The sequence below is a fragment of the Flavobacterium sp. genome, from assembly GCF_044338735.1.
Taxonomy (GTDB): Bacteria; Bacteroidota; Bacteroidia; order Flavobacteriales; family Flavobacteriaceae; genus Flavobacterium.
Window position 1 is genome coordinate 1 of the sequence record NZ_JBIIWV010000156.1, and the last position, 4,650, is coordinate 4,650.

The 4,650-nt window shown below is 32.1% G+C and carries 9 protein-coding genes; 6 read left to right on the forward strand and 3 right to left on the reverse strand.

The window, feature by feature from the left end; translation table 11 throughout:
- From rpmG to ACIQZC_RS09130, 4 genes are all read left to right on the forward strand, one after another.
- Positions 1-166, forward strand: a 166-nt coding sequence (gene rpmG / locus ACIQZC_RS09115; protein ID WP_396138924.1) for a 50S ribosomal protein L33, incomplete at its 5' end; no start/stop codon positions are given.
- 8 nt (positions 167-174) lie between these two features.
- Positions 175-327, forward strand: a complete 153-nt coding sequence (locus ACIQZC_RS09120) for a DUF4295 domain-containing protein (RefSeq protein ID WP_113988621.1) — start codon at positions 175-177, stop codon at positions 325-327.
- Positions 328-554: 227 nt separating this feature from the next.
- On the forward strand, positions 555-1,535 hold the full coding sequence (ftsY, locus tag ACIQZC_RS09125; protein WP_396138917.1) for a signal recognition particle-docking protein FtsY: 981 nt from the start codon (positions 555-557) through the stop codon (positions 1,533-1,535).
- Between the two features lie 6 nt (positions 1,536-1,541).
- Complete coding sequence (locus tag ACIQZC_RS09130) at positions 1,542-1,724, forward strand: hypothetical protein (protein WP_396138918.1); 183 nt, start codon at positions 1,542-1,544, stop codon at positions 1,722-1,724.
- Here ACIQZC_RS09130 and ACIQZC_RS09135 read toward each other — a convergent pair.
- Positions 1,721-2,785: a serine hydrolase domain-containing protein gene (locus ACIQZC_RS09135; protein WP_396138919.1), complete on the reverse strand. Its 1,065-nt coding sequence runs from the start codon at positions 2,783-2,785 to the stop codon at positions 1,721-1,723. The two genes, ACIQZC_RS09130 and ACIQZC_RS09135, sit on opposite strands and share 4 nt — an antisense overlap.
- A 105-nt stretch (positions 2,786-2,890) precedes the next feature.
- On the opposite strand from ACIQZC_RS09135, the gene ACIQZC_RS09140 reads away from it, so the two are divergent.
- Both ACIQZC_RS09140 and ACIQZC_RS09145 read left to right on the forward strand, forming a co-directional pair.
- Positions 2,891-3,307 (forward strand): lipocalin family protein, encoded by a 417-nt coding sequence (locus tag ACIQZC_RS09140; RefSeq protein WP_396138920.1) that lies wholly within the window; start codon positions 2,891-2,893, stop codon positions 3,305-3,307.
- A gap of 1 nt (position 3,308) precedes the next feature.
- Positions 3,309-3,605 (forward strand): DUF721 domain-containing protein, encoded by a 297-nt coding sequence (locus tag ACIQZC_RS09145; RefSeq protein WP_396138921.1) that lies wholly within the window; start codon positions 3,309-3,311, stop codon positions 3,603-3,605.
- A gap of 80 nt (positions 3,606-3,685) precedes the next feature.
- Here the strand turns inward: ACIQZC_RS09145 and ACIQZC_RS09150 are convergent, their stop codons facing one another.
- Together ACIQZC_RS09150 and bshC are read right to left on the reverse strand one after the other, a co-directional pair.
- Positions 3,686-4,105, reverse strand: coding sequence for a nucleoside-diphosphate kinase (locus ACIQZC_RS09150; RefSeq protein WP_396138922.1), 420 nt, complete (start codon positions 4,103-4,105; stop codon positions 3,686-3,688).
- 63 nt (positions 4,106-4,168) lie between these two features.
- Positions 4,169-4,650 (reverse strand): bacillithiol biosynthesis BshC (gene bshC, locus ACIQZC_RS09155; protein WP_396138923.1); only part of this gene is annotated, 482 nt, incomplete at its 5' end.

A 4,650-nucleotide genomic window follows, 5' to 3' on the forward strand; every position in this document is an offset into this window, starting at 1 on the left:
TAGAATCCAAGTTATTTTAGAATGTACAGAGCACAAAACTTCAGGAGTTCCTGGAACATCTCGTTACATTACTACTAAAAACAAAAAAAATACTCCAGATAGATTAGAGATTAAAAAATTTAATCCTATTTTAAAAAGAGTAACAGTTCATAAAGAAATTAAATAAGATAAGTCATGGCAAAGAAAACCGTAGCAACTTTACAAACAGCTTCTAAAAGATTAACCAAAGCTATTAAAATGGTTAAATCTCCAAAAACTGGCGCTTACACATTCGTTGAATCTGTGATGGCTCCTGAATTAGTTGATGAATTCTTGAAAAAGAAATAATTCATAAAAACAATTATATAGATAAGCTACTTTCGTTTGAAAGTAGCTTTTTTATTTTTACATTTGTCACTATAATTATTTGAAGCCAATCAAAGCGCCTTTTTTAAACCATGTTCCCGCTTTTCACACTACACGGTAGTTTGCTTCAATCGGGGCTATGAACAATCAAAAGGATGCAAATTTCCGTTTTCAATCAACTAGTACAATAAATCAAAAAATCATTTCAAATGAGTTTTTTAAAAAAAATATTTTCTTCATCAAAAGCCGAGCCTGTTTTAAACGAACAAGAAAAGCAAACATTAGATAAAGGATTAGAAAAAACAAAAACGTCTTTTTTTTCCAAGCTTACAAAAGCCGTTGCCGGAAAATCAAAAGTAGACGATGAGGTTTTAGACAACTTAGAAGAAATATTAGTTTCTTCAGACGTTGGGGTAAATACAACCTTAAAAATTATTGAACGCATTGAAGCGCGCGTTTCCCGTGATAAATATATGGGAACTGATGAGTTAAATGGAATACTTAGAGAAGAAATTGCCAGTTTATTATCGGAAACTAATTCGGGAGAAGCTACAGAATTTTCTATTCCAGTAGATAAAAAGCCTTATGTAATTATGGTTGTTGGAGTAAATGGAGTGGGTAAAACCACAACAATTGGTAAATTAGCCTATCAGTTTAAAAAAGCGGGTTATAATGTAGTTTTAGGAGCTGCAGACACGTTTAGAGCAGCTGCTATTGATCAATTACAAATTTGGGCAGATAGAGTAGGTGTGCCTATCGTGAAACAACAAATGGGAAGTGATCCTGCATCGGTTGCATTTGATACCTTACAAAGCGCTGTAGCACAAAACGCCGACGTTGTAATTATTGATACTGCTGGTCGTTTGCACAATAAAGTAGGGTTAATGAACGAACTTTCTAAAGTGAAAAAAGTAATGCAAAAAGTAGTTGAAAATACTCCAAATGATGTACTTTTAGTTTTAGATGGTTCCACAGGTCAAAATGCATTTGAACAAGCCAAACAATTTACTGCCGCAACTGAAGTTTCTTGTTTAGCCGTTACAAAATTAGACGGAACAGCAAAAGGGGGAGTTGTTATTGGTATTTCAGATCAATTTCAAATACCCGTTAAATATATTGGAATTGGTGAAGGAATTGAAGACCTTCAAGTTTTTAATAAGTATGAATTTGTGGATTCATTTTTTAAATAATAACAGATGGAATTTTTAAAATATAAAATGGTTAAGCTGCTTTTAGTAGCATTGGTATTAGCTTTAGTTGCATTTCCTTTTGACGAAATGGGGTTTGTTTTTATGGCTTTGCGATTGATTTCTTTTTCAATCATTATGTATGTAATTATCAAACTTTTGAGTGGTAAAAAAAATCTCAAAAAAAATTAATTTATAACGGCACTAATTTTTTCCCATAAGATTTCATCAAAATCTGATAGCGCCATATTTTCATTATCAGCGGCATTTCCCATTCTGATAATGACTAATTTTCTACTGGGAACAATATATATTTTTTGATCATTTTTTCCTAAAGCACAATACAAGTCGTTTGGTGCAGTAGGAATTAGTTCTCCATTAAATTGAAATTGAGTTTGCGGTAATTTAAAACTTGTTTTACCATTCAGCCACCATAAATAGCCATAAGCTAAGTTAATGTTTTGTGAAGTAGTTGTGGCTTGTTGCATGAAATTTGAATTGACTAGTTGAGTATCTTTCCATTTTCCATTATTTAACGCTAACAATCCAAAACGCGCCATACTTCTAGAATTACTCCAATAAACACTCAATCCTTGATTTTGAATCCACATTCCATTCATTCCGATCGGGTTTTTCAATTTTGTATTGAAATAAGTATCCCAAGTTTGCCCCGTTGAAGCTGCAACAACGTCTTGTAATTTTACATAAACATTATGATACGCCCATCGTGTACCAGCATCGGCTACATATTGAAGATTTGCAGGTGAAACATCATCTCCTAGCGCATCATTAAGACCAGAAGTCATGGTTAATAGATGTTTATTGGTAATTAGATTCTCTTTCGCTATAGGAGCACTTGTCCAACCTGTTCCTAAGTAATCCGAAACTTTGTTGTTAATCGATAAAAATCCTTCTTGAGCTGCAATCCCAGTTACAGTAGCCGTTAATGTTTTACCTGCACTAGCCCAATACCAAGACTCATTTGCAGTATGACCATTAAAATAGTTTTCCATAACTATTCTACCATTGTGTAAAACAATAAAACTTTTGGTATTCTTTAGTTCTAAATAATCGAGTAAAGGTTGCACTGCTGCTTGATTCCAACCGAGGCTTGTTATTGATTTGCTTTCCCAAACTGAAGTGCCATTATCAGGAAAATACATGGTTTCTTCTGGTATTGGTGAAGTTGATGCATCATCTGAACCACAACTAATTAGGAATAAACCGGTAAAAAATAGAGCAATTATTTTCATTTAGACACAAAGTAAGAGTTATTACTATTCAGACTTTAAAACTACAAAAAAGTTTAATTCAAAACAGAATTTATTGTAAATTTAACCCATTAAAAAGGAATAAGAATGAAAAAAGTAATGTTGTTTCTTGTTTTTGGTGCATTATTGTCGTGTAAACAATCTTTTGTAGAGGCCGATTTGCAACATTTAAATGGCTATTGGGAAATTGAGAAAGTTATTTTACCTGATGGTGATAAAAAGGAATATAAGGTTAACGAGACTATTGATTTTTTTAAAATAGAGAATAAAAAAGGGTTTAGGAAAAAAGTGATGCCTCAAATAGACGGTACTTATTTGACAAATAATATTCAGGAAACAGTTAAAGTTGATCTTATAGACGGAACGGCTTCTATTCATTACAATACGCCTTATGCTCATTGGAAGGAAGAAATCATAGAATTATCAAAAGACAAATTAGTGATTAAAAACCAACAAGATTTAGAATATCATTATAAAAGACCGGTTAAATTTTCAATAAAGTAGTATGGCTAAACGATTTAATGAAGAAAGTTCTATTGCCGATGTGCTCAAACGATTTATTGTACAAAATAAGTTGGAAGTAGGCATGGATGTTGTTAACGTGCGTGATGCATGGAAAAATGTAATGGGTAATGGTGTCAATAATTATACAACAGAAATCCAACTGAAACACACTACGCTTTATGTGGCTTTGTCTTCTGCTGTATTACGAGAAGAATTAAGTTATGGAAAAGATAAAATCATTAAAATGATCAATGAAGAACTTCGGAAAGAATTGGTAACGCATTTGGTATTAAGATAAAAATCCCGCTTCAGTTGAAACGGGATTTTATAATTTATAAATTATAGACATTACTGTCTACTGAGACTGTCTACTGAATACTAAAACTGCTCTCTTCCAGCAAAATGGAAAGCACCTTCAATAGCTGCATTTTCATTAGAATCAGATCCGTGAACTGCATTTTCTCCAATTGAAGTTGCATATTTTTTACGGATTGTTCCTTCTGCTGCATCAGCAGGATTTGTAGCGCCAATTAAAGTTCTGAAGTCTTCTACTGCGTTATTTTTTTCTAAGATTGCAGCCACAATAGGACCTCTTGTCATAAATTCAACTAATTCACCAAAGAAAGGTCTTTCACTGTGAACCGCATAAAATTTTTGAGCATCAGCAATGGTTAATTGCGTTAATTTCATTGCTACAATTCTGAAACCACCTTCAGCAATCATGTTTAAAATTCCACCAATGTGTCCGTTTTCAACAGCATCTGGTTTAATCATTGTAAAAGTTCTATTACTTGCCATTTTTCTATTTTTTAATTGGGTGCAAAATTAGTGTTTTTTTGAAGAATTCCAATTAAATATTGATTATAAAGTAATGATTTTGATTTCTTGCGAAAGTGGATTTAATTCACGCAGTAATTCTTCCATTAATTTAGTTCCAAATTCAAAATAATATTCGCTAAAATTCACGTTACGTTCTTGTAAATTATTATTTGGAAACAACTCGTTTTGTATGGAAACAATTCGATTTACCGTTTCAGAATGAACCCTTTTTTCAGCTTTTAACAATCTTTTTTCTAAGTTGTCTAACCCTTTTAATTGCTTTGCTTCTTGAGCTTTAACCGCACCAATAAATGACTTATCAGTTTTCAATGCAATTTCATGTAAGGCTTTAAATTGTTGTTTTAAAACTTCTTTTTGTTCAGAAAAATCGATTGTGAAGTTGGAAAACTCTTTCGCTTTTTTATTGGAAAGTAATTCTTGTGACATAAAAATTTCATTCCAACTTAATCCTAATTTATCTAATTTCATTACTTGTTTTTCGGTAGCTAAAAGCACTGAATTTC